The organism is Streptomyces sp. NPDC018031 (assembly GCF_044327625.1).
Taxonomy (GTDB): Bacteria; Actinomycetota; Actinomycetes; order Streptomycetales; family Streptomycetaceae; genus Streptomyces.
In genome coordinates this window covers 127015-152121 of sequence record NZ_JBIRFT010000013.1, presented here as the reverse complement: position 1 = coordinate 152121, position 25107 = coordinate 127015, and the positions used below count along the sequence as shown (strand labels likewise).

17 protein-coding genes are annotated in these 25107 nt (G+C 76.2%); 7 read left to right on the top strand and 10 right to left on the bottom strand.

All coding sequences use genetic code 11. The features are described 5' to 3' along the window. Positions 1-719 precede the first annotated feature (719 nt). From ACH4B3_RS25430 to ACH4B3_RS25415, 4 genes are all read left to right on the top strand, one after another. Complete coding sequence (locus ACH4B3_RS25430) at positions 720-2855, top strand: SpoIIE family protein phosphatase (RefSeq protein ID WP_398466383.1); 2136 nt, start codon at positions 720-722, stop codon at positions 2853-2855. A 278-nt stretch (positions 2856-3133) separates the two neighbouring features. After that, a complete protein-coding gene (gene crtI / locus ACH4B3_RS25425; protein WP_398466381.1) occupies positions 3134-4693 on the top strand; it encodes a phytoene desaturase family protein in 1560 nt (519 codons plus the stop codon). Next, positions 4690-5673, top strand: a complete 984-nt coding sequence (locus ACH4B3_RS25420; protein ID WP_398466379.1) for a phytoene/squalene synthase family protein — start codon at positions 4690-4692, stop codon at positions 5671-5673. Before crtI ends, ACH4B3_RS25420 begins: the two co-directional genes overlap by 4 nt. Then, a complete protein-coding gene (locus ACH4B3_RS25415) occupies positions 5670-6677 on the top strand; it encodes a DUF5914 domain-containing protein (protein WP_398466377.1) in 1008 nt (335 codons plus the stop codon). Before ACH4B3_RS25420 ends, ACH4B3_RS25415 begins: the two co-directional genes overlap by 4 nt. Here the strand turns inward: ACH4B3_RS25415 and ACH4B3_RS25410 are convergent. The 5 genes from ACH4B3_RS25410 to ACH4B3_RS25390 all read right to left on the bottom strand — a co-directional run bounded on the left by ACH4B3_RS25410 (position 6626) and on the right by ACH4B3_RS25390 (position 12477). Continuing rightward, entirely contained in the window at positions 6626-8239 is a 1614-nt protein-coding gene (locus ACH4B3_RS25410) for an FAD-dependent oxidoreductase (RefSeq protein WP_398466375.1), read from the bottom strand. The two genes, ACH4B3_RS25415 and ACH4B3_RS25410, sit on opposite strands and share 52 nt — an antisense overlap. Continuing rightward, positions 8236-8973: a methyltransferase domain-containing protein gene (locus ACH4B3_RS25405; RefSeq protein WP_398466373.1), complete on the bottom strand. Its 738-nt coding sequence runs from the start codon at positions 8971-8973 to the stop codon at positions 8236-8238. Before ACH4B3_RS25405 ends, ACH4B3_RS25410 begins: the two co-directional genes overlap by 4 nt. After that, positions 8973-10199, bottom strand: a complete 1227-nt coding sequence (locus tag ACH4B3_RS25400; RefSeq protein WP_398466371.1) for a lycopene cyclase family protein — start codon at positions 10197-10199, stop codon at positions 8973-8975. The genes ACH4B3_RS25405 and ACH4B3_RS25400 overlap by 1 nt, the downstream gene beginning before the upstream one ends. Before the next feature lie 61 nt (positions 10200-10260). Next, on the bottom strand, positions 10261-11553 hold the full coding sequence (locus ACH4B3_RS25395; RefSeq protein ID WP_398466369.1) for an NAD(P)/FAD-dependent oxidoreductase: 1293 nt from the start codon (positions 11551-11553) through the stop codon (positions 10261-10263). Positions 11554-11742: 189 nt separating this feature from the next. Next, positions 11743-12477: a restriction endonuclease gene (locus ACH4B3_RS25390; protein WP_398466367.1), complete on the bottom strand. Its 735-nt coding sequence runs from the start codon at positions 12475-12477 to the stop codon at positions 11743-11745. 146 nt (positions 12478-12623) lie between these two features. Between ACH4B3_RS25390 and ACH4B3_RS25385 the strand changes: the two genes are divergently transcribed. Then, a complete protein-coding gene (locus ACH4B3_RS25385; RefSeq protein ID WP_398466365.1) occupies positions 12624-13457 on the top strand; it encodes a DUF1206 domain-containing protein in 834 nt (277 codons plus the stop codon). Positions 13458-13702: 245 nt separating this feature from the next. Here the strand turns inward: ACH4B3_RS25385 and ACH4B3_RS25380 are convergent, their stop codons facing one another. After that, positions 13703-14701 carry a zinc-dependent alcohol dehydrogenase family protein gene (locus ACH4B3_RS25380; RefSeq protein WP_398466363.1) on the bottom strand — a complete coding sequence of 333 codons (999 nt, stop codon included), beginning with the start codon at positions 14699-14701 and terminating at the stop codon, positions 13703-13705. A gap of 161 nt (positions 14702-14862) precedes the next feature. On the opposite strand from ACH4B3_RS25380, the gene ACH4B3_RS25375 reads away from it, so the two are divergent. Further along, a complete protein-coding gene (locus ACH4B3_RS25375; protein WP_398466361.1) occupies positions 14863-15201 on the top strand; it encodes an ArsR/SmtB family transcription factor in 339 nt (112 codons plus the stop codon). Between the two features lie 48 nt (positions 15202-15249). Here the strand turns inward: ACH4B3_RS25375 and ACH4B3_RS25370 are convergent, their stop codons facing one another. Continuing rightward, positions 15250-16164, bottom strand: a complete 915-nt coding sequence (locus ACH4B3_RS25370; RefSeq protein ID WP_398466359.1) for a TIGR04222 domain-containing membrane protein — start codon at positions 16162-16164, stop codon at positions 15250-15252. Between the two features lie 580 nt (positions 16165-16744). Beyond that, entirely contained in the window at positions 16745-17137 is a 393-nt protein-coding gene (locus ACH4B3_RS25365) for an ATP-binding protein (RefSeq protein ID WP_398466358.1), read from the bottom strand. Positions 17138-17434: 297 nt separating this feature from the next. Between ACH4B3_RS25365 and ACH4B3_RS25360 the strand changes: the two genes are divergently transcribed. Beyond that, positions 17435-18337, top strand: a complete 903-nt coding sequence (locus ACH4B3_RS25360) for an RNA polymerase sigma factor SigF (RefSeq protein WP_398466356.1) — start codon at positions 17435-17437, stop codon at positions 18335-18337. A gap of 282 nt (positions 18338-18619) precedes the next feature. Here the strand turns inward: ACH4B3_RS25360 and ACH4B3_RS25355 are convergent, their stop codons facing one another. Both ACH4B3_RS25355 and ACH4B3_RS25350 read right to left on the bottom strand, forming a co-directional pair. After that, positions 18620-21241, bottom strand: coding sequence for a SpoIIE family protein phosphatase (locus tag ACH4B3_RS25355; protein ID WP_398466354.1), 2622 nt, complete (start codon positions 21239-21241; stop codon positions 18620-18622). 77 nt (positions 21242-21318) lie between these two features. Beyond that, entirely contained in the window at positions 21319-25065 is a 3747-nt protein-coding gene (locus tag ACH4B3_RS25350) for a HAMP domain-containing protein (RefSeq protein ID WP_398466352.1), read from the bottom strand. Between the last annotated feature and the right edge of the window lie 42 nt (positions 25066-25107).

Below are 25107 nucleotides of genomic sequence, written 5' to 3'. Positions count from 1 at the left end.
GGGAGGAACGGCTTCCGGACGTCGCGCGCCACTCCACCGGACGGGGCGGTCGCGGACGGCGGTCGGGGCGATCGCGGACGGCGTCCGGGTCCCGGTCCGGCGCTGCCCCGGGAACGGCCGGACGGCAGGCCCGGGCGGCGCGCGGCCGGGGCGAGCGGCGGCCGGGACGCCGGGCCGGGACGGTGCGGCGCGGTCGAAAGGGGCGGGCCGGCCGCTCCCGGAGCCGGGTACCACAGCACGGGCGTATGGTCCTGATATGGGCGACATATGCCGCTCCCGGCACGGGAGCGCTCCTCCGACCCGACCGGGCGCGGTCCGCCGGCCCCGGGAGTCCGTGCCCTGGCGCGCCTCGGCACGGCCGACGCGGGCCACGGAGCCGACCGCCGAAGCCGGCATCCGGCGGAGCGCCGCGGGTGGGGGCACCTGCCCGGTGCGGGCCCCCGCCCGGCCGGCCGGTGGAGCCCGGGCGCCGACCGGCCCCGCCCCGCCCACTGCCCCCGGGCCGCTCCCGGCGGCACCCTCGGCCGCCTCCGGCCCCGCCCCACCCGCTGTCGCGGGACGGTACCCCGAGGGTCCGGCGGGACGGACCACCCCGTCCGGCGAACGGCGGACCGACGGCGGGCCGCCCGGCCCCGGCGGCCCGCCTGGCCTGACCGGCCCCGCCGCCCGGGGGCGCCGCCCCCACCGGAGACCGGCCCCCGGCCGGCCGGAGGTGCCCGGTGCCCGGCCACGGTGACGAGGGCGGCCCCGGATCGGTGGACCAGGCACTGGCCCAGACCGTGCGCCGCACCGGTGCCTCGGCCGGAGGGGTCTATCTGCTCGACGAGGCGGCCCGGACGCTGGCGCTGGCGGTGATGTGCGGGGTGCCGGTGGAGGTCGCGGCGGCATGGCGGCGGGTGCCGCTGACCGCCCCGGTACCGATCGTCGACGCGATCCGCGAGGACCGGCTGGTCTGGGTGGGGTCGCAGGACGAGATGGCCCGGTCCTACCCGCGCGCCGCCGCGAGCCTGCCCTACCGCCTCGCGCTCGCGGCCATCCCGGTGACCGGCCGGAACCGTCGCTGGGGCGCCCTGCTGCTGCTGTGGCCGGCCAGTCACCCGGGCACGCTCACCCCCCGGGAGCGGGGGAACATCGTCTCCGCGGCCCGGCGCATCGCACAGGTGCTGGACGACAGCGCCCGCCCGCCCGTCGTGCCCGACCAGCCGCGCATCGTCCCCACCGGCGAACCCCGGGCGTACGCCGGGTCGCCCGCCCAGGCCGCCGTGGACTTCGCCGAGCGTCTTCCCGAGGGGAGCCTGGCGCTGGACCTGGAGGGCCGGATCACCTTCCTGACCACCACGGCCGCGTCCCTGCTCGGGCGCGACAGCGACCAGCTGCTGGGCACCCGGCCCTGGCAGTCACTGCCCTGGCTGGACCAGCCGCTGATCGAGGACCACTACCGCACCTCGGTCATCAGCCGCGACCCGGTGTCCTTCACCGCGCTGCGGCCCCCGGACACCTGGCTGCGCTTCCAGCTCCATCCGGACGCCAGCGGCATCAGCGTCCGCATCACCCCGTGCGCCGCGCCGCACGACGAGCGGATCCCGTCCGCGCCTCCCGCCGGGGCGCCGCCGGCCGGCGACGCCCCGTCCCGGCCCACCGTGCAGGCCGGGCGGCTCTACCAGCTGATGCACCTGGCCGCGACCCTGACCGAGGCGGTCGGTGTCCGCGACGTCGTGGACCTGGTCGCCGACCAGATCCTGCCCGCCTTCGGCGCCGACGGGCTGGTGCTGTCCGCCGCCGACGCCGGCCGTCTGAAGATCACCGGCCACCACGGCTACGACCCGAAGGTCATCGACCGGCTCGACGGCCTGCCGCTGGACACCACCCTCACTCCGGCCGGCCAGGCGCTGACCAGCGGCATCCCGTCGTTCTTCGGCAGTCCCGCCGAGATGGCCCGCATCTACCCCGACGCCCCGCAGATCAGCGACAAGCAGGCCTGGGCGTTCCTGCCCCTGATCATCTCCGGACGCCCGGTGGGCTGCTGCATCCTCTCCTACAACCGTCCGCACTCCTTCAGCGCCGACGAACGGGCCGTCCTCACCTCGCTGGCCGGGCTGGTCGCCCAGGCCCTGGACCGCGCCCGGCTCTACGACGCCAAGCACGACCTCGCGCACGGTCTGCAGCAGGCGCTGCTCCCGCACAGCCTGCCGGCGGTGGCCGGGCTGGAGGTCGCCGCGCGTTATCTGCCGGCCAGTCACGGCCTGGACGTGGGCGGGGACTTCTACGACTTCATCCGGCTGGACGCGACCACCGCGGCGGCGGTCATCGGCGACGTCCAGGGGCACAACGTGGCCGCCGCCGCCCTCATGGGCCAGGTCAGGACCGCCGTCCACGCCGGCGCGGGAGCCGCTCCGGACCAGGTCCTGGCCCGCACCAACCGGGTCCTCGCCGACCTGGAGACCGACCTCCTCGTCTCCTGCCTGTACGCGCACCTGGACCTGACCCGGCGGTATGTCGCGCTCGCCAGCGCGGGCCACCCGCCGCCACTGGTGCACCAGCCCGCCCACCGGCCCCGGGTGCTCGACCTCGAACCGGGTCCGGTCCTCGGCATCCACGCCGGCCTGCCCTACCCCGTCACCACCCTGGACCTCACCCCGGGGACCACCCTCGCCCTCTACACCGACGGGCTGGTGGAGGTGCCCGGCACCGACCTCGACCGGGTCACCGCCGAACTCGCCGAGCACCTCGCGGAGGGCGCCGGCCGCGACCTCGACCCCCTCATCGACAGCCTGATCCGGCACGTCTGGCCCACCGGCCGGCACACCGACGACATCGCGATGCTGCTGCTCCGGGCCGCGACCGGCACCGGCTGACCTTCCGGTGCCGGAGCGGGCCCGGCACGACGGGGCCGGGCCCGCGGGGGCCGGAGCCGGCCGCGGCGGCCCGCCGCCCGGCACTGGGCCGTCCCGGTGACCCGGGCTCCGGAACGGCCGCGGACCGGGCAGGCATGACTCTCGACGGAGGTTTCGGCAGCCCCACCCGGGCCTGCCCGACCGAGAATCCGCGGATCCGAGGAGTGGCAGATGGCCCAGTGGCGGACCACCCCGACCGGGCCCCGGGGCCCCGGGCGGGCCGGGCACGGAGCGGGCCGGTGAGGACCGTCCCCGGCCCGACCGGGCACGTCGTCGTGGTGGGGGCCGGGCTGTCCGGCCTCGCCGCCGCCCTGCACCTGCTGGGGTCGGGGCGACGGGTGACCGTCGTGGAACGGGACGCCGGGCCCGGCGGCCGCGCCGGGCGGGTGGAGCTGGGCGGGTACCGGATGGACACCGGACCCACGGTCCTGACCATGCCCCACCTGGCCGACGAGGCGTTCGCCGCGGTCGGCGACAGCCTGTACCGGCGGGTGGAGCTGATCGCCCTGCACCCGGCCTACCGGGCCCGGTTCGCCGACGGTTCGTCGCTGGACGTGCACACCGACGCCGAGGCCATGGCGGAGGAGGTGCGGCGGTTCGCGGGGCCCGCCGAGGCCGACGGCTACCGCCGGCTGCGCGACTGGCTCCGGCGGCTGTACCGGGCGCAGATGCGGCACTTCATCGACACCAACTTCGACTCGCCGCTCCGTCTCCTCCAGCCGGACCTCGCGCGGCTGGCCGCGCTCGGCGGCTTCGGGCGGCTGGACCGGCGGATCGGGAGCTTCCTCGCCGACCCGCGGCTGCGCCGCGTCTTCTCCTTCCAGGCGCTGTACGCGGGGGTGGCGCCGGCCCGCGCACTCGCCGCGTACGCCGTCATCGCCTACATGGACACGGTGGCGGGCGTCCACTTCCCGCGCGGCGGCATGCACGCGCTGCCGCGCGCGATGGCGGACGCGGCGGCGGACGCGGGCGCCCGGTTCCGGTGGTCGGCCGAGGTGACCGGGCTCGAACGGTCCGGCTCCCGGGTGCGGGCGGTCCGGCTGTCCACCGGCGACCGGATCGGCTGCGACGCGGTGGTCCTCACCCCCGACCTGCCGGTCGTCCACCGGCTGCTGGGGCGCGCACCCCGGCGTCCGGTGCGGCTGCGCCACTCGCCCTCGGCGGTGGTCCTGCACGCCGGGACCGACCGCACCTGGTCCGGGCTCGCGCACCACACGCTCTCCTTCGGCGACGCCTGGGAGCGCACCTTCGAGGAACTGACCCGCGCCGGGCGGCTGATGAGCGACCCGTCGCTGCTGATCACCCGGCCGACCACGCACGATCCCGCGCTGGCGCCGGCCGGGCGGCACCTGCACTACGTGCTGGCGCCGTGTCCGAACACCGGCCTCGGCCCGCCGGCCGCGGACTGGCACGAGCTGGGCCCGCGGTACCGGGACAGCCTGGTGGCCGAGCTGGAACGCCGGGGCATGCCCGGCTTCGCCGCGTCCATCGACCGGGAGCTGCTGGTCACACCGGTGGACTGGACCGCGCGCGGGCATCCGGCGGGCACCCCCTTCTCGCTGTCCCACACCTTCGCCCAGACCGGCCCGTTCCGGCCGCGCAACCTGGTGCGCGGGGTGGACAACGCGGTGCTGGCGGGGTGCGGGACGACCCCGGGGGTCGGCGTCCCCACCGTACTGATCAGCGGCAAGCTGGCCGCGGCCCGGATCACCGGCGGCGACCGGCGGGCGCGGTGCGGCCGGCCGGTCGCGGCGGCCCCGTCCCCGGGCCGCGCCCGCACCGCGGAGCTCACCCGGTGACCCGCCGCGAACTGGACGCCGCCGGGATCACCGGCGCCGAGCTGCGGGCCGCGTACACCCGGTGCCGGCGGCTCAACTCCCGCCACGGCAAGACGTACTTCCTCGCCACCCGCCTGCTGCCGCTCGAACGGCGGTGTGCGGTGCACGCGCTGTACGGCTTCGCCCGCTGGGCGGACGACATCGTCGACGACCTGGACCGCCGGGAGGCGCCGGAAGAGCGCGACCGGCGGCTGCGGCTGCTGGAGCACGACCTGGCGCACGGGCTGCGCGCGGGCGGCGGCGACGAGCCCGTGGTGCGGGCGGTGGCGGACACCGCCGAGCGGTACGCCATCGAACCCGCGCTGTTCGCCGACTTCATGGCGGCGATGCGGAGCGACCTGAGCGTGACGGACTATCCGACCTACGCGGACCTGCGGGCGTACATGCACGGCTCGGCCGCGGTCATCGGACTGCAACTGCTGCCGGTGCTGGGCACCGTGGTGCCCCGGGAGGAGGCGGCGCCGCACGCCGCGGCGCTCGGCGTGGCGTTCCAGCTGACCAACTTCCTGCGGGACGTGGGCGAGGACCTGGACCGCGGCCGGGTGTACCTCTCGGCCGACCTGCTCGGCGCCCACGGGGTGGACCGGGAGCTGCTCCAGTGGAGCCGCCGCACCGGGCGCGGCGACCCCCGGGTGCGCGCCGCCCTGGTCACGGCGGAGGCCCTGACCCGGGAGGTGTACCGGGAGGCGGAGCCGGGCATCGCCATGCTCGACCCCCGGGTGCGGCCCTGTATCCGGACCGCGTTCACGCTGTACGGCGGCATCCTGGACGCCATCGCCGCCGGCGACTACCCGGTGCTGCACCGCCGGTGCGTGGTGCCGCGCCACCGCCGGGCGGTGACGGCCGCGGCCGGCCTGGCGGGGATCGCGGCCGCCCGGGTGCGCACTCCGCCGGCGAGGTCCGGGCCGGGCCCGGCGGCCCGGCGGGACGGTGCCCGGTGAACGGCCCGGCGGGCGGGCGGCGCCGGCCTCCGCCGCTTCGGGTACGCCGCGGGCCGGCGTGGCACCGGCAGGCACCGACCTGGCGGGAGGCCAAGCCGGCCCGGATCGCCGAGGCCCTGGCCCGGGCCGCGGCGGAGCCGTCCGGCAACTGGTTCGTGGTCGGCGCGGCCCGGGACGTCGGCGCCGGCGGGCGGCCGTACGGGGCGACCGTGGCCGGGGTGGAGGTGGTGCTGTGGCGGACCGGGTCGGGCGAGGTGCGGGCCGGCCCCGGGGCCTGCCCGCACCTGGGGGCTCCGCTGCGGCAGGGCCGGGTGGTGTGCGGCACTCTCGTGTGCCACTGGCACGGGCTGGCCCTGCCGGCCGGGCCGTTCCCGCGCTGGCGGCCGTATCCGGCGTTCGACGACGGGGTGCTGGTGTGGGTGCGGCTGGACGCCGTGGGCGGTGCCGCGCCACTGGAGCGGCCCGTGGTCCCGGCCCGCCCCCGCGCCCGCGCCGCGGTGGACGCGGTGTTCACCGCGGTGGGGCGGTGCGAGCCGGAGGACGTGATCGCCAACCGGCTCGATCCCTGGCACGGGGCCTGGTTCCACCCGTACGCGTTCACCGATCTGCGCGTGGTGGACGCCCCGCGGCGCGGGGCGGCGGGCGCGCTCGTGGTCGACGTGTCGTTCCGGGTGGCGGGCCGGCTGGTGGTGCCGGTGCGCGCGGAGTTCACCGCGCCCGGGCCGCGTACCGTGGTGATGCGCATCCGCTCGGGCGAAGGGGCGGCGTCCGTGGTGGAGACGCACGCCACCCCGCTGACCCCGCCGGGACACGCCCGGCCGCGGACCGCCGTGGTCGAGGCGGTCGTGGCCACCTCCTGCCGGACCGGCTTCGCCCTGGCGCGGGCCGCCGCACCGGTGCTGCGCCCGCTGCTGCGGCGGACGGCCGGCCGGTTGTGGCGGGACGACCTGGCCTATGCCGAGCGGCGGTGGCGGCTGCGCGACGAGGGGCGCTTCCCCGGCTGAGCGGGCGGCCGGCCACGGTCGGCCCAGGCGGCGAGGGCCCGCAGGAGCCGGGACCGGCCGGCGCCCGGCACGGTCCACAGCACCTGCCCGCGGACCCCCCAGCCGGCCAGCAGGGCGTTGGCCGCCAGGAAGCCGGTGGTGGCCGCACGCTCCATCAGGGCCACCGGCAGATCGGTGCGGACCAGGTCGCCGGCGAGCATCACCCGCGGGTGCGGGGTGCGGACCGGCGGGCGGCGGGTGTGCCCGCCGAGCGGGAACAGCGGGCAGTCCGCCCGCCATTCGTGGCGCTGGTCGACGGTCCGGGCGTCCCGGGTCTCCGGGTAGACCTCGCCCAGCTGGGCGGCGAGCCGCCGTTGCACCGCCTTCGGCTCGGCCCGCCCGTCCACCGCGTAGGCGTGCAGTTCCACCACCGAACCGCCGGTCCGCGCGGCCCAGCGGGCGGCCTCGCCCTCGTAGCGGTCCAGGACGCTGACGTTGTCGAGGTCGCCGTAGCCGCTGGTGCCCAGGAACGCGGGCCGGTCCGGGCGCACCGGACGGTCCAGCCAGAGCCGGGAGACCAGGAAGGGCGGCGCGGTGCGCAGAGCGGCGATCCCGTCGCGCCAGTCCGGGTCGCCCAGCCGCCCCGAGGCGGCGACCAGCCGGCGCAGTCCGGCCGTGTCCAGGGCGAGGACCGCGGCCCGGTACCGCCGGGCCGCCCCGTCGGTCTCCACCACCAGTTCGCCGTCCGCCGGGTGCACGGCGTGCACCGGTGTGCCGGTGCGCACCTGGACGCCGAGCCGTTCCAGGTAGCCGGCCAGCGGCTGCCACAGCGCCCGGGGGTACGGTTCGTCCGGTACGTCGAAGAGGAGCCCTTCGGACGAGCCCAGGAAGTAGATGTGGAACATCGTCAGCAGTTCGGCGGCGGACAGCTCGCCCGGATCGGCGAAGAAGCTGCGTGAGAAGACGTCGAACGCCAGGTGGCGGGCCGCCTCGGGGAAGCCGATCCGCCGCAGCAGGTCCCGGGCGCTGAGGGTGTCGAACCGTTCGTGGACCTCCGGCAGCCGGACGTCGAACAGCGGCAGCGCCGCCCGCGGGTCCATCGCGGCGAGGTCCCGCAGGCCGAACGTCGGGCTGAGCGCGGCGAACCCGAGCGCGCTCCACGGGGGCGTGCGGGGCACCCGGGCGAAGTGGTCGGTCAGGCCGTCGCGGTGGCGCAGCGGGTAGTCGGGCAGCGGGACCAGCCGGGCGAGCCCGGGGTCGGTACGGCGGAGCAGCCCCCGCAGGTTGTAGTACTGGCGGAAGAAGGCGTGGAAGCCGCGGCTCATCGTGACCGGGGAGCCGTCCGCCAGGCGGGTGGGCCATCCGGCGAGCCGGCCGCCGAGCATCCGCTCCCTCTCGTACAGCACCACCCGGACGCCGCGTTCGGCGAGCGCGGTGGCCGCGGCGAGGCCCGCGATCCCGCCGCCGACGACGGCGGCGGCCGGTGCCTCGCCGGTGATCCGGTCCCGTCCGGGGGCGGGCGGCAGGACCTCCGCCCTGCGGTCGCGGCCGCGGCGGGCGGCGGCCGGCCGGCGGGCCGTCATGCCGCGCCCCCGCGCCCGGGCGTGGCGCCGGCCCGGGCCAGGAAGGTGTGCACGATGCCGGTCTGCCAGCCGGCCACCGGCAGGGTGCGCACGGAGCGGAACCCGGCGCGGCCGAGCCGGGCGGCGAAGGCCGGTGCGGTGTCGAAGTCGAGGACGCTGCGCCACAGGTGGCGGTGGAGGCGGCCGTCGCCGGTGAGCGTGCCGGCCGGGATCACCAGGCCCCGGCAGACCGCGGTCCACAGCGCGCGGTGCGCGGCCGAGCCGCTCAGGCTGTACTCGTGCACCACGAGCCGGCCGCCGGGGCGGAGCAGCGCGCGGACCGCGCCGAGGACGGCGTCCGGGACGCTGAGGTTGCGGAACACCCAGGCGCCGAACACCGCGTCGTAGGGGCCGGCTTCGGCGCCGAGGCCGGGCAGTCCCTCGGCGGTCCGGTGCAGGAAGCGGACGTTCGGCGGCCAGGACTTGGCCGAGGCGCGGGCCAGCATGCCGGCGGAGGCGTCGACGGCCGTGATGCGGGCCCGGGGCGCGGCCCGCAGCAGGGCGGCGGTGGAGGCCCCGGTGCCGCAGCCGAGGTCGAGTACCCGCAGGCCGCTGCCCCGGTCGGGCAGCCGGAGGCGGCGGGCCGAGCGGCGGAGCTCGGCGTGGTGGCCCGGGCTGGCCGCGGTCAGCCGGTCGTAGGCGGGGGCGGCGTGGTCGAAGGCGCGGGCGAGGTCGTGGTCCCGCAACAGGTCCATCAGTTCTGCTCCTCGGTCTGAGGGGGCTGGGGGGCCGCCCGGCGGGGCAGGAAGGCCAGTTCGGCCGCGGTGCGCAGCATGGGGCCGACGGGGGTGCGCAGGCCGATGCCGAACTCCTCCCACGGCGTGCTCCGGCCGTCGAGGAAGCGCAGCAGCCGCTCCGCCGGGACGTGCCGGAAGAGGTCGGTGAAGAACCGGGGGCCGTCGATCCGGCCGGTGTCCAGCGCCCGCAGCAGGACGGCGTCCATGGCCAGCGCCCGGCGGCCGTACGGCGGCGGCACCAGCACCCGGCCGGTGCGCAGCGCGGCGGCGATCGCCCGGCTCTGCCGCTGCACCGCCGCGAAGGTGTACCCGGTCGCGGGCCGGGTGGCGCCGCCGGCCGCGCCGATGCGGAACACGGCCGCCCCGGTCCGGCGCGGGAAGCGGGCGTCGGTCATCGGGATGATCCCCTGCTCGGCGGAGTCCACGGTGAGCGGGCCGAGCCTCAGCACCCGGGAGGTGTAGTGGCCGAGGGCGTCCTCGTAGGCGGCCGTGGGCAGCGGTGCCCGGGAGAACTGGGTGTACTCCACCAGCGCCCGGTCCGGGGCGAGCGGCAGCACGTAGCCGAACGCCAGCCCGTGCCGCGGCTGTGGTACCCGGAAGTCCATGAGGTCGGCCACCTCCGGGTCGAAGCGGGGCGCCGGGGTGCGGACGAACCAGCCGCGGAAGTGCTGGAGGAGGGTGGTCCGGGCGGGTGGCAGCCGGCGCGGCGGACGGGAGTCGAAGGCGTAGCGGCCGGAGAGGGTCAGCGGGCGTCCGTCCGGGGTGGTGCAGCACACCTGCGCTCCGCCGCCCGGCGCGTCGCGCACGGTGTGCGCGGTGGCCCGTACCAGCCGGGCGTGCGGGCGCTCCGCCAGGTAGGCGTGGACCAGGCGTTCGAAGGAGGCGGAGCGGAGCATCCGGTAGCGCAGTGGCGCGGTGCCGGTCTCCACGACCGTCCCGTGCGGGCCGCGGACCCGCAGCCGGGGCCAGGAGGCGACGACGGCGTCCTCGAACTCCCCCGGCCCGTCGTCCCAGTGGCACCAGGTGCGCTCGGTCGGCCGGAGCGGGCCGTCGGGGGCCTCCACCACGGTCACCCGGGTCGTTCCGTCGGCGGCGAGCCGGTGCGCCAGGCTCAGTCCGGCGGCCCCGCCGCCGACGATGACGGCGTCGGCCGCCCGGTCCGCCGGCGGCGCCTGGCGGGTCACCGGGCCCGCCCCGCCGGGCCGGCCGACCCGGTCGGGTCCGTGCGGTGGCCCGGGCCGGGGGTCACCGGGCGCCGCCCGGGCGGAGGCGCCCGGTGGTCCGGGGTGCCGGTCCGCCCGCCCGGTCGGCCAGCACCTCGCGCGCGGCCCGGGCGCCGGAGGCGAGGGCCCCCTGTACCGATCCGGTGGCCCGGTGGTCCCCGCAGACGTACCGGCCGGGCCCGAACCGGGTGGTGCGGCTCAGTGGCCACGGCGGGCTCATCACCGGCAGCGCCCCTTCGACGGTGTAGGCGGCGACGGTCCGCCAGTCGCCGGTGTCCGTCCGGTACAGCTCGGCGAGCCGCCGGCGGACGGCCGCCTCCCGGCCCGGCCGGTCCGGGCCCAGTACGGAGGTGGCGACCAGGCTGGTCCCCGGTGGTGCGCAGCCGGGCGTGACCTCGCTGAGGACGCAGGTGTTGAGGACCGCGCGGGCGCTGTCGACGACGAGGGTGGGTTCGGCGAGCGGGGGCCGGCCGGCCGCGTGGTAGTAGGTGGTGACGGTCCGGCCCGGCGGTACGGCCAGCCCCGGCAGCAGCCGGGCGGCGGTGGCCGCGTCGGTGGCCACCACGACCCGGGCGGCCGGCCGTTCCGTTCCGTCGTCCAGCAGCACCCCGGTGCCGGTGACGGCGGCGACCGGGGTCCGGAGCCGCAGGGTCCGCTCGGGCAGCTCGGCGGCGAGCCGGGCCGGGACCGCGCCGATGCCGGTGGCCGGCAGGCAGAGGGTGCCCCGGGCCATGCTCCGCCAGACCAGGTGGAAGAAGCGGGCGGAGGTCTCCAGGCCGTCCTCCAGGAAGACCCCGGCCAGGAACGGCCGGAGCACCTCCTCGACCACCCGGGGCGACAGCCCGGCGCGGGCCAGGGCGGCCGAGGTGGTCCGGTCCGGTCCCCGCTTGAGCCACCCGGCCGGCAGCAGGGTGTCGCGGGCGGTGAGGGCGGCGAGCGCGGCGAGGTCGCGTGCGGACAGCGCCCGCCCGGGCAGCAGGGCGGTGGCCGACCGCGGGCGGCGGGTGGGGTCGGTGAGGCGCAGCGGCCCGTTCGGGGTGTGGACGAGGACGCCGGGCGTGAACGGCCGCAGGCGCAGCTCGCGCAGCGGCAGACGCCGTTTGACCTGCGGATAGGAGGTGTTGAAGACCTGGAAGCCGCGATCCAGCCGGAACCCGTCCCGGTGGTCGGTGCGCATCCGGCCGCCCACCCCGTCGGATGCCTCCAGCAGTTCCACGGCGAGACCGGCCCGGCTCAGATCGTGGGCGCAGGCGAGGCCGGCGAGCCCGGCGCCCACGACGACGGCGTCGGGCACCCGGTGCCGCTGATCGGTCATCGTCGGTCCTCCTTCGGACGGCCGGCCCGGCGGCGTGCCGCGGAGGGCCCAGCCGAACACGATCCGGCCGCCGATGCCAGGAGCCGCCACGGGTGTCGCCCCATCGGGCGCCATGACGGCTCGCCCTTTCGAGGAGGCGGTGCCGTCCGCCGGCGGTACCGCGCCGGAGTCGGCCGGCACCGGCGCCGGTCACCCGGGCTGCGCCCACGGGGGCGGGCCGGTGCGGCGCGCCCATTCGGTGAGCGCCCGTCCGTCGAAGCAGTCGATGCCGCACTGCGCGGCGTACTCGGCGGCGGGGTCGGTGAACTCACTGGTGGTCACCAGCACGGCGGCGTGCGCGTCGTGGACGGCGAAGCACGTCCCGCCGAAGCGTTGCAGGTCCGGCGAGCCGACCTTGTGGCCGGGTCCGTAGGCCTTGCACTGGATGACCAGCCGCCGCCCGTCCGGGGTGGTGGCCAGGACGTCGGCGCCGAGGTCGCCCGCGCCGCCCGGCACCCGGACGTCCCGGCACCCGTCCCGTTCGCACAGGCCCGCCACCGCCTGCTCGAACTCCCCGGCATCCATCTCCGAGAAGTCGGCCGGGACCTCCTGGACGGCCCCGGGGCCCGGGTCCGGCCCGGTGGCGGCCGGGACGGCGGCCGGGGTGGGGACCGCGTCCGGCACCGGGACGGCGGGCGGCGGGACGGCGGGGTGGGCGGCCACGGTCCGGCGCCGGCGGCCGATCGCCGCGGCGGCCGGCAGCGCCAGCAGCCCCAGCAGCAGGGCGGCGACCGGGCGGGCCTCGGCTGCCCGGGCCGCCTCCCGGAGCATCAGGCCCGCCCCGCAGAGCACGATGGCGAGCAGCCCGAAGCCGAGTGACAACTGCCGTATGCCGAAGGCGTACGGACGGCGTTCCTCGCGCGGCCGGCGGCCGGGAACGGCCATGGGCGGCACCCCCTCACTGACGACGTCAAGATCGTTTCTTGTCGTCTGCCCCGGCCCGCGGCTTCCATGGCCGGGCGCCGGCGGCGGGCGTTTCCCGGCGTTCCCGGCCGGGCAGACGGGTGGCCGTCGGAAGCCGGGAGGTCACAGTGCGGGTGTCGGGAAGAGCGAGATCGGCGGGGCGCGCGGCGGCGCGCAGCGAGGCGGTCGAGGCCGCCGGGCGCGGCGGTCTGGTCGCGCGTGGCGTGATCTACCTGCTGGTGGGTCTGCTCGCGGTACGGATCGCCTTCGGCGGCACCTCGGCACAGGCCGACCGGAGCGGGGCGGTGGAGCAGATCGCCGAGCGCCCGTTCGGCGGCGCGCTGCTGTGGCTGCTGGGGTTCGGCCTGGCCGGGATGGCGCTGTGGCGGCTCGCCCAGGCGACCTGGCGGGAGCCGGGGAAGAAGCGGACCGCGCGTCTGGCGGCCGCCGCCCGGAGCGTCTTCTACGGTACGGTCGCCTACTCCGTCCTCGGCTTCGCGGCCCACCGCGGCGACCAGGGCGGGAGCGGGGCCGGCGGCTCCAGCGACCACCAGTCCAAGGACCTCACCGCCCGCGTGCTGGATCTGCCGCTGGGGCCGTGGCTGGTGGCGGCCGGGGGCGGCGCGCTGATCGTGGCGGGCGGCTGGATCGGGGTGCGGGCGGCGCTCCGCAAGGACCGCAAGAAGCTGCGGACCGGCCGGATGTCCCGGGCCACCCGGCGGGCGGTGCTGGCCCTGGGGGTCGTCGGGGGCATCAGCCGCGGGGCGGTGTTCGCCACCGCGGGAGCGTTCGCGGTGCGGGCCGCCGTGACCTACGACGCGGACCGGGCCCGGGGCCTGGACGACACCCTCCGCGCCTTCCGCGGCACCCCGGCCGGCCCGTGGCTGCTGGCGCTCGTCGGCGCGGGGCTGGTCACCTTCGGCCTGTACTCGTTCGCGATGGCCCGCTGGCGCTCCGACTGACCCGCCGGCCCCGGGCGGGGGCCCGGGTGCGTGCGGTCCGGGTGCGAGTCCGGGTCGGGGCCCCGGGTGCGGGCCCGGTGCGGACGGGTCGCCGGGGCCTCCGGCGCACCTGACGCCGTGCCGGCGCCACCTCGACGCGTCGGACGGTCTCCGGCCCACCCGGCGGCCCCGGCCGGGATCGCCGGGCGGGGCCGGGCGGGCTCGCCCCGAGGGCGGGCGGTGGGCCGGCGGGCCGCCGGCCGGGCTCAGTGGTCGACGGTGACGACGATCTTGCCGACCTGGGCGCCGGCCTCCAGGTAGCGGTGTGCCTCGGCCATCTCCGCCAGCTCGAAGGTGCGGTCCACCACCGGGGCGAAGTCCCCACTGCGCAGGCCGGAGGTGACGAAGGCCGCCGCGCGGCGCAGCCGCTCGGGGTCGGTGGTGATCTCGTGCACGGTGTAGGTGCGCATGTTCAGCGCGGGCATGCCGAGTTCGAATCCCGGATACGGGGTGACCTCGCCGCTCAGCGCCCCGTACACGAAGAGCGTCCCGCCGGGGGCGACCGCCTTGGCCAGGCCCACCACCCCGGGGCCGGCGACGGCGTCGAAGACGAACTCCGCGCCCCGGCCCCCGGTCAGGCCGAGCACCCTCGCGGCGGTGTCCTCCTCGTCGGTGACGACCACCTCGGCCGCCCCCGCCCGCAGCAGCGCCTCCTTCTTGGCGGCGGTGCGCGTGGTGGCGATGGGCACCGCTCCGACGCGGCGGGCGATCCGGATGGCGGCCAGACCCACGCTGCTGGAGGCGGCGGTCAGCACCACGGTGTCCCCGGCGCGCATCCCCCCGACCTCCACCAGCGCCCCGTAGGCGGTCAGATAGGGCATCCACACCGCCGCGCCGCCGACCGCGTCGAGGCCGTCGGGGCGGTCCAGCACCGCGGCGGCGGGGACGACGGCGCGCTCGGCGTAGACCCCGTAGTCGTTCATGGAGAACGCGGGCAGCACGCTGACCGGCCGACCGGGCTCGAACCCCGTCACCCCGGCGCCGACGGATTCGACCACTCCGGCGGCCTCCGCCCCGAGCCGCGCCGGGAACGCCTTGACCGGCTCGATGTAGTGGCCGCCGCGGAACAGCGCCTCGGCGCGGTTGAGGCCGATCGCGTCGATCCGGACGAGCAGCTCGCCGGGTCCGGGCCGGGCGAGGTCCACGTCCTCCAGCCGCAGCACCTCCGGCCCGCCCACCTCGTGGAACCGTACCGTCCTGACCATCGCGCATCCCCCTTCGACCGGTGACCGCGGCGCGGAGGGCGCGCCGCCGCGCCACACTCAAGCGGAAGGTGCGACGACTGTCAAACTTTGATGGTCGTCATACTTCGATCGGTGCCATACTTCGACGGGTGTCGTACGATGCGGGCGGGAGGTCGATGACGATGACGGCAGCACGGCGCACGGGACGGGACCGCGTCCCGCCGCACCCGGACGTCCGGACGATCAGCCTGCAGCAGGTACTGGAGGCGCTGGTCGACCCGGTGCGCCGGCACATCGTCAGCGAGCTGTACGCCGCCGGAGAGGACCTCGCCTGCGGCGCGATCGACCTGCCGGTCAGCAAGTCCACCGCCACCCACCACTTCCACGTCCTGCGCGAGGCCGGCCTGATCCGCCAGTACTACGCCGGCACCTCCCGCCTGAACGCGCTGCGCCGCGACGAGGTCGACGCCGCCTTCCCCGGACTGCTCATCGCCCTGGTGGCCCGGCGCGACGGGGCCTGACCGGCCGCTCGGGCCGCTCGGGGCAGGGCGACCCGGCGCGCCCGCGGGTCACAGCCCGCCGCCGCAGCCTCCGCAGCCGCCGCAGCTCGCGCAGCCGGCGGAGCCCAGGCCGGGCGGGTCCGAGGCCCGCGACGAGGAGTCCTGGCCGGAGGAGGAGCGACCGGAGGAGCTCGTCGAGCCGGTGGACGGACGGACCGGCGGCCCGTCGAGAGCCTTGCGCAGCCCGGAGCCCGCGGGTGCCTGCCGCAGCCCGTCCCGCGCCACCCTGGCCAGCACCCCCGCCTCCCGCTCACCGCACCGGAGACCGGGGTCCAGTGCCGGCACCCAGGAGGACCGCTGCCCGTTCACCAGGTCCAGCATCGCCAGGCCGGCGTGCGTGTACGGCAGGTGGAACGGCACCGGGGTGCACACCGCGGCCAGTTGGGCCACCACCGCCAGCAGCGCGAAGGCCACCAGCGGCGGCAGCGCGCTCCGGTCCCGGGCCAGTTCCAGCACCACCACCATCAGCCCGGCGGCGAGCGGGAGGAGCGTGGCGTACCGCTGCCTCGCGGCGGCGCTGCGGGCCGCGCGGTGGGCGGCGGGCCGTACCGTCAGGCCGCCCTGGACGAGCCGTTCGGCGAGCCGGCGGACGGACGGGGCCTCCTCCGCCTCATCCCGCAGCTCGCGTGCGTCCCGGTCCCGGGCCGTGGCCAGCCGGGCGGCGATGTCCGCCTGGATCTCCTCCTCGGGTGGCGGCTCGCCGGTCATGGTCAGCCGGTAGCTGCGGACCACCGACAGCCGGCCGGCCAGATGCAGCGCCACCAGCGCCGTCTCCACCACCCGCCGCTCCCCCGCCCGCAGGTAGGCCACCTCGTACACGGTGGGCGGAGTCCCCGGCGGGCGCGGCTTCGCCGCCCCGAAGTGCAGCGTCCGGTACGCCTGGATCCGCAGTGCGGTGGCGATGGCCACCACCGCAGCGGTCACGACGAAGACGATGATCCACACAAGTCCCCCTGATTCCCCACGCGTCGGGACCACTGTGGACCTGTCCGGCACCGCGGACAACGGCCCGGGCGGGCTTGGCAGGTCCGTGCCATCGCCTTGCGGGAAGGCCGGGCGTGTGTGCGGCGGCGCGGGCCTCCGGTGGACGCGCCCTCAGCCGCCGGCGCGGGAGGCGCGGGACGCCGCGGCGTGGTGCGCGGCGGGGTCGGCGGCGATGGCGGTGCGACCGGTGTCGGGCGGGGCCGGGCGGGGGCAGGAGGCCGCGGGTGGTCGAACCAGGCGCGCAGGGTGGACGCCGGCACCAGGTCCGGCAGGCGGTCCAGCACCACCTGCCGGCCCGGTGCGTCCCGTCATGCCTGTGCCGCCACCAGGTCCGGCAGCGGCCGTTCGCTCGCCCGGTCCGGGACGAACCGCAGGCCCCAGGGCGGGTCGACGACCGTCCGGGCGAACACGGCCGCGCGCGCCCGCCCCCCGTCCGGCGGATCGGCGAGAGCGTCCGCGGCCCCGCGAGAGACGTCCGGCCACCGGAGCGAGCCGTGACCGGAACGGCTCCGGCGGCGGGTCAGTGCAGGACCACGGCCGCCGTGATGCGCTTCCCGCCGCCGGGGAGCGGGACCACCTGGACCTGGCAGGCGAGGTGGCACACCATCGGCCAGCCGTGGCCGCCCGGCAGCGGCGCCGCGGAGTCCCGGGTGAGGCGGGGCAGCGCGTCCTCGGCGTCCTCCACGGTGATCACCACCCGGCCGTCGAGGACGGCCGTGTGGTAGCCGGTGACGCCGCCGGCGTGCCGGATGGCGTTGGTGACCAGCTCCGAGGTCACCAGCAGCGCGTCGGTGATCGCCGTGTCGGGCACCGGACGGAGCTGGTCGCGCAGCAGCCGGCTGACCGTGTCCCTCGCGTCCGCCGCGGACCGGGGCAGGGTGTCCCCGACCCGTTGTGACCCGGTGGTCGCCATTTCCGTACCCCCGTGGGCCCGGCCGTGCTGTGTCCCGCTCAGCAGCGGCCCCGGCCGGACCGAGCCGCCATCGCGTCCCTAAACCTCGCCCGCCGGCCACCGCAGCAGGGCCGACCGTACCTGGCGCTGAAGCAACCCTAGGCACTCGGCCAGGGACCGGCAAAGGGTGACTGCGGCCGAATCGTAACCGGACCATGGCCGAAGACACACGCATGATTCCGGAAAGAGCGGGCAGCGGCCCCTTACCCGCAGGAGAGGGTGCGGGTGGCGTCACTCGAGTGTAGGAGGGGTTTCACCGTGACCACGGCAGTCGCTGCGCAGACCACGACCACCGGAGAGGCAGAGTGGAGCGAGCCGCCGAGGGAGAGCGGTACCTGTTCGTCCGGCTCCCCGGCCCCCTCCGAGGTCACCGATCCGCGGAACATGTCCCCCCAGGACGCCCGCGCCCTGTCGAAGGTGTTCTTCCAGCGGCTGGCCGTGCTGGAGGAGGGCACCCCGGAGTACCAGTACGTGCGCAACACCCTCATCGAGATGAACATGTCGCTGGTGAGGTACGCGGCGGGACGTTTCCGCGGCCGGGCCGAGGAGATGGAGGACGTCGTCCAGGTCGGGATGATCGGGCTCATCAAGGCCATCGACCGGTTCGAGCTCTCCCGGAACGTGGAGTTCGTCACCTTCGCCGTGCCCTGCATCGTGGGTGAGATGAAGCGGTTCTTCCGCGACACCACCTGGGCCGTGCACGTTCCCCGGCGCCTGCAGGAGGCCCGGGTGGAACTGGCGAAGGCGACGGAGGAGCTGACCAACCGGCTCGGTCGGTCGCCGCGGGTCGGTGAGCTGGCGGAGCTGATGAACCTCACGGAGGAGGAGGTCATCGAGGCCCGGGTGGCGGCCAACGGCTACAACACCGCTTCCCTGGAAGCCGTGGTGGGCGGCGAGGGCGACAAGGACGGTGAGGCGGCGCTGGTCGACTTCATCGGCGAGGAGGACCCGGCGCTCGACCTGATGGAGAACTTCCACGCGCTCGCCCCGCTCATCGCCCAGCTGAGCGACCGGGACCGGAGGATTCTGCAGCTCCGGTTCTCCGAGGAGTTGACCCAGTCGCAGATCGGCCAGGAGCTGGGCGTCTCCCAGATGCACGTCTCGCGGCTGCTCTCCGGCATCCTGGCCCGGCTGCGGGCCGGGCTGCTGAGCACCGCCTGAGCCGGCCGGCCACCGATCGGCCCGCCGGCGAGCGGCCCCCGGCCCCGCCGGCCCCGTCCGTCCCGCCCGGAGTCTTCCCCTCCGGGCGGGACGGACGCCGTCTGCCCGGGGCCGCACGTCATGCCGCCGTCCGGCCGCGCCACCCGGGCCGTGGGACGCCCGGCCCGCGCACCCGCACGGCCCGCTGCCGCGAATCGCTCGGCCCGGCGCGCCGATGAGGCGACGCCGCACGGCCCGGTGCCGAGGAGCCGATGCCGATGCGCGCAGCCGGCCCGGTGCCGATCAGCGCAGCTCGATACCGATGAGGCAGGTGTCGTCGTCGGTGTCGGACCGGCTGTGGGTGAGCAGCCGGTTGAGGTAGGAGTCCAGGTCGCCCGTCTGGCTCCCGGCCGTGCCGACCAGTTGGCCCAGGGAGTGCTCCACCGAACGGTCCCGGCGCTCGACCAGGCCGTCGGTATACATCAGCAGCCGGTCCCGCCCGTCGAGGCGCAGCCGGTGCTCCTCGTAGTGGGCTTCCGGCACCGCGCCGAGCAGGATGCCCGGGGGCAGCGGCAGTGCGGCGGCCTCGCCGTCCCGGACCAGCACCGGCGGCAGATGACCGGCGCGCGCCCAGCGCAGGGTCCGGGTCGCGGGGTCGAACAGGCCGCACACCGCGGTGGCGGTGATCTGCGAGGTCAGATAGTGCGCCACGGTGTTGAGCCAGGTCAGCAGCTGCCCCGGGCCGGCCCCGGTGACGGCCAGGCCGCGCAGCGCGTTGCGCAGCACCACCATGCTGGTCGCCGCCTCGATCCCGTGCCCCGCCACGTCGCCGACGCACAGCAGCACCTGCTCGGAGGGGAGGACGACCGCGTCGTACCAGTCGCCGCCCACCAGGTGGTCGGTCTCCGCGGGCCGGTAGCGGACCGCCACCCGCAGGTTCGGGGCCAGGATCGGGCCGCGGGCCGGCGGCATGATGGCGTGCTGCAACTGCAGGGCCAGCCGGTTCCGTTCGGCGGCCCGCGCCTCGGTGTGCGCCAGCTGGTCGCGGGTGACCGCCAGCGCCACCTCCGTCCAGTGCTGGGAGGAGACGTCCTGGTAGGCACCGCGTACCGCGGTCAGGACGCCCCCGTCCGCGAGTACCGGCTCGGCGACGATGCGGATGTGGCGGGTGACTCCGTCCGGCCGCCGCAGCCGCAGGGCCGCGGAGGCGGGGCGGCGGTGGTGCAGCAGCGTCCGCAGGAAGCGGCGGATGGCCGCCGAGTCGTCGGGGTGGGCGTGGCCGGGCAGCTGCTCCAGCGGCACCGGGGTGGCGGTGGGCGGCAGCCCGTAGAGGTGGAACAGCTGGCTGTTCCAGACGATCTCGCCGGTCCGCAGGTGTTCCTCGAAACCACCGATGCGGCCCAGCCGCTGGGCGTGCTGGAGCAGGCTCGCCAGTCGCGCGGCCTCGTCCTCGATCCGCCATATCAGCAGCACCGCGTCGCCGTGGCGGCTGATGCTGACCCCGGTGACGGCGGTCACCGGAACCTGTCCGACCAGCGCGGTCAGCGGCATCCGCTCCGCGCGGAACGGCTCTCCGGTGGCGTGCACCCGCTGCACCTTCTCGAACAGGCCGCTGTCGTCGGCGCTCATCGGGTAGGCCTCCAGCAGCAGCGCCCCGGCCACGGCCGCCCGGGGGCGCCCGACCGGGTCGACGAACATGCTGTTGGCGTGGCGGATACGGAAGTCGGTGAGCCGCCCGTCCGGGTCCAGCTCGGGCCGGAGCACCAGCGCCGGGTCGTGCAGGCCGTCGGCGAGGGCCACCAGCTCCGCCAGGTCGCGGTCCGGTGCCCGCACCGCACCGGCGAGCGGCACCGGATGGTCCTCCAGGGTGTGGGCGCACAGTTCGGCCAGCGCCTCCACCTGCCGGTCGACCTGCGGCGGCTGCGGCGGCAGCGGGCGTGCCCAGCCGATCTCCAGCACGCCGGTGATCCGGCCGCCGGCCCCGGCCGGGACCGCCACCCGGCCGCCGTCGGGGAACTGCCGGTAGCCGATGGTCGGCAGGCCGGTGCGGGAGAGGCTGTCCAGCCGGATCAGGCGCAGTTCGCTGAGCGCCCGGCGGGCCACGGTCGCCACCCCGGGCGGAACGTAGTGCCAGCGGGCCGCCTCCTCCGCGGAGAACCCGGCGCAGCCGGCCAGGGTCAGGGAGGAGTCCGCACCGGCCGCCCAGACGGCCACCGCGGTGGCGCCCAGCGGGGCGAGCGCGTGCTCCAGGATCGACTCGGCGACCGCCTGGGTGTCGTCGGCGGCCAGCGCGCCGCTCTCCGCGGTGCGCAGCCGTACCGCCACCGACGGCAGTCCGGGTCCGGCGGCCGGCCCCGGCTCCGCGGACGCGCCGTTCGCCAGGGCTTCCGTCCGGTCGGCGGTCACCTGCGCCAGGAAGTCCCCGGCCGCCTCGGCGAGCCGGTCGTGGGACGCCTGGTTGACGATGTCCGCGGCGAGTTCCAGCTGGGTCAGGCCCACGCCGTCGGCGAGGGCGGCCAGCTGCCGTGCCGCTTCGGCAGGGCCGCAGTGCAGCCGCTCCACCAGCACGCCCTTGGCCATCTCCACCAGCCCCCGGCCGTCGGCCGCCGCGTGGGCCTGCCGCACCTCGCGCCGGAGCCGGTCCACGGTGGCGGCCAGCCGGCCGATGCCGGTCTCCTCCGACTCCGGTGGCCTGCGGGCGGGTTCCTGTGCCGCGGGCCCGGACGGCCCGCCGGACAGCCCGGCGGTCGTCTCGCCGGACGGCTCGGCGGACGGCTCGGCGGACGGCTCGGCGGACGGCTCGGCGGGGACGGTGCCGGGCTCCGGCAGCCGGGCCGCGGGCACTGCCGTCCCGTCCGGTCCCGCGGCCGGGGCGGCCGGCGGTTCGCTGCGGGCCTGCCTCTCCTGCGGCTGGGGGTACTCCACTGCACTGCTCCTCGCGGGATCGCTCGAACGGCCGGTCGCGGAACCGGGCGTTTTTCCCGTCATCCGCCGTCTACCCGCTATCCGTCCAGCCACCGCCGGACGCACGCGATCAGCTCGTCGGCGTCCACCGGCTTGGTGATGTAGTCGCTGGCCCCGGACGCCAGGCTCTTCTCCCGGTCGCCCGGCATGGCCTTGGCCGTCACCGCGATGATGGGCAGGTCGGCGAACCGCGGCAGCGCGCGGATGGCGGCGGTGGCCGCGTAGCCGTCCATCTCCGGCATCATCACGTCCATCAGCACCACGTCCACGCCCGACGCGGCGTTGAGCATGTCGATGCCCTCGCGGCCGTTCTCGGCGATCAGCACCCGCATGCCGTGCAGTTCCAGTATCCCGGTGAGCGCATAGACGTTGCGGGCGTCGTCGTCCACCACGAGCGCGGTCCGTCCGGCGAGCACCCCGTCCGGCTGCGCCATCGGCTGCTGGGTGTCCTCGGGCCGGACCAGGGGCAGCACGTCGCCGGGCTCGTCGGCCGACAGGTGCAGTGCGATCCGCTCGCGCAGCTCGTCCAGGCTGGACAGCAGCTCCAGCGGCCGGCCGGTGGCGCGCGCCCGCAGCGCCTGCTCCTGGGCGGCGGTCAACGGCCGGCTGCTGTGGGCCAGTACCGGCACGTTGTGCAGCGCCGAGTCGCCGTCCATCGCCTCCAGGAAGCTCCGGACCGGCGCTTCGGCGGTGCCCAGCTCCAGCACCACGCAGTGGCAGGGCTCGTTGGCCAGCGCGGTGGCGGCCTCCTGCGGCCCGACGGCGGTGACGACTTCCAGGGCCACGCCGGGGTCCGTCGGGTGGCGGCTGTCGGTGAGGTCGCCCGCGGCGCTCTCGGCGACCAGCGACAGCAGGCCGCGCGGCCGTTCCTCGATGACCAGCAGCCGCCGGCGCCGTTCCGGCCGGGCCGGGCCGACCGCCGGGGCGGCGGGTCCGGCAGCGGCCGTCGCCCCGTCCTCGTCCCCTGCCGGGAGCGCGGCCGGCGCCGCGGGCGGCCGGAAGTCGGGGCGGGCGACGGGCAGGTAGAGGGTGAAGGTGCTGCCGACGCCGGGGGTGGACTCCGCGGCCACCGCGCCGCCCAGCAGATAGGCGATCTCCCGGCTGATCGACAGCCCCAGGCCGGTGCCGCCGTACTTGCGGTTCGTGGTGCCGTCCGCCTGCTGGAACGCGCCGAAGACGGTCTCCAGCTGCTCCTCCGGGATACCGATCCCGGTGTCCTTCACCCGGAAGGCCAGCACCGCACCGCCCCGGTGCACGGAGTCCGGCAGCTCGGCGTCCGACGCCGGTTCGATGCAGAGCTCGACGCCGCCCTGCTCGGTGAACTTCACCGCGTTGGAGAGCAGGTTGCGCAGCACCTGCCGCAGCCGTGAGTCGTCGGTGAGCAGGTCCACCGGGACGCCGGTGGCGGTGGAGATCCGGAACTCCAGGCTCTTCTGCGTCGTCATCGGCCGGAAGGTGGCCTCGACGTAGTCGAGCAGCCGGCGCAGCGACACCCGCTCGGGGTTGACGTCCATCTTGCCCGCCTCGACCTTCGACAGGTCGAGGATGTCGTTGATCAGTTGCAGCAGGTCCGACCCCGCCGAGTGGATGATCCCCGCGTACTCCACCTGCTTGGGCGAGAGGTTGCGGGTGGGGTTCTGGGCGAGCAGCTGGGCCAGGATGAGCAGGCTGTTGAGCGGGGTGCGCAGTTCGTGGCTCATGTTGGCCAGGAACTCCGACTTGTACTTCGAGGCCAGCGACAGCTGCTGGGCCCGGGTCTCCAGCTCCTGCCGGGCCTGCTCGATCTCCAGGTTCTTGTTCTCGATGTCGCGGTTCTGGTCCGCCAGCAGCGCCGCCTTCTCCGCCAGTTCGGCGTTGGACCGCTGCAGCTCCTCCTGCTGGGACTGGAGTTCCTCGGAGCGTTCGCGCAGTTCGGCGGTGAGCCGCTGGGACTCCTCCAGCAGCTCGTCGGTGCGCGCGTTGGCGACGATGGTGTTGACGTTCACCCCGATCGTCTCCATCACCTGGTCCAGGAAGTCCCGGTGGATCTGGGTGAACCGGGTCACCGACCCCAGCTCGATCACCCCGAGCACCTGGTCCTCCGCCACGATGGGCAGCACCAGCAGGGCCGCCGGGACCGCGCTGCCCAGGCCGGAGGAGATGGTGACGTAGTCGTCCGGCAGCCCCTCCACCGCGATGGTCCGCCGGCTCCGTGCCGCCTGGCCCACCAGGGAGCGCCCGACCGGGAACCGGGTGGGCCGGTCGTCGGCGGCGGGGTAGCCGTACGAGCCGACCAGCGCCAGTTCCGGGCCCCGGGCGCCGTCCTCGGCCAGGTAGAACGCCCCGTACTGCGCCTCGACCAGCGGGGTCAGCTCCTCCATGACCAGCTCCGCCACGACCGCCAGGTCGCGGTGCCCCTGCATCAGGCCGGAGACGCGGGCCAGGTTGGACTTCAGCCAGTCCTGTTCGCGGTTGGCGCGGGTGGTCTCCCGCAGGGACTCCACCATGGCGTTGATGTTGTCCTTGAGCTGGGCCACCTCGCCGGAGGCCTCCACGCTGACCGAGCGGGTGAGGTCGCCCTCGGCGACCGCGCTGGCGACCTCGCCGATGGCCCGCACCTGGCGGGTGAGGTTGCCCGCCAGCTCGTTCACGTTCTCCGTCAGCCGCTTCCACATGCCGGAGACCCCGTCGACCTCGGCCTGGCCGCCGAGGCGCCCCTCGCTGCCGACCTCGCGGGCCACCCGGGTGACCTCGGCGGCGAACGAGGAGAGCTGGTCGACCATCGTGTTGATGGTCGTCTTCAGCTCCAGGATCTCGCCGCGCGCGTCCACGTCGATCTTCCGGGACAGGTCGCCGTTGGCCACCGCGGTGGTCACCTGCGCGATGTTGCGGACCTGGCCGGTGAGGTTGTTGGCCATGGAGTTGACGTTGTCCGTCAGGTCCTTCCAGGTGCCGGCCACGTTGGGCACTCTGGCCTGACCGCCCAGTATCCCCTCGGTGCCCACCTCCCGGGCCACCCGGGTCACCTCGTCGGCGAACGCCGACAGCTGGTCGACCATCGTGTTGATGGTCTCCTTCAGCTCCAATATCTCGCCCCGCGCGTCCACCCGGACCTTGCGGGACAGGTCGCCGTTGGCCACCGCGGTGGCCACCTGCGCGATGGACCGCACCTGGGCGGTCAGGTTCCCGGCCATGGAGTTGACCGAGTCGGTGAGGTCCCGCCAGGTGCCCGAGACACCACGGACGTTCGCCTGCCCACCGAGCATGCCCTCGGTGCCGACCTCGCGGGCCACCCGGGTCACCTCGTCGGCGAAGGCCGAGAGCTGGTCGACCATCGTGTTGATGGTGTTCTTCAGCTTCAGGATCTCGCCCCGCGCGTCCACGTCGACCTTCTGCGACAGGTCGCCGCGCGCCACCGCGGTGGCCACCTGCGCGATGTCGCGGACCTGCGTGGTGAGGTTGCCCGCCATGGCGTTCACCGAGTCGGTCAGGTCGGCCCAGGAGCCCGACACGCCCGGCACCCGCGCCTGGCCGCCCAGCATCCCCTCGCTGCCCACCTCGCGGGCCACCCGGGTCACCTCGGAGGTGAACAGGGAGAGTTGGTCCACCATGCCGTTGAAGACGGTCGCGATCTCCCCGAGCAGCCCCTCCGCCCGCTCCGGCAGCCGGGTACGGAAGTCGCCGTCACGTACCGAGGTGAGACCGGCCAGCAGTTGCCGGAGCTCCGCCTCCCCCGCCTCGTCCAGACGGGCCTGAGCCCCGTTCCCCGGCTCGGAACCCCGGTCGTCCACCGTGCTGGCAGCCATGTTCCCCTCGTCGTACTCGTCACCCGGCCCGTTTCCCCCGTC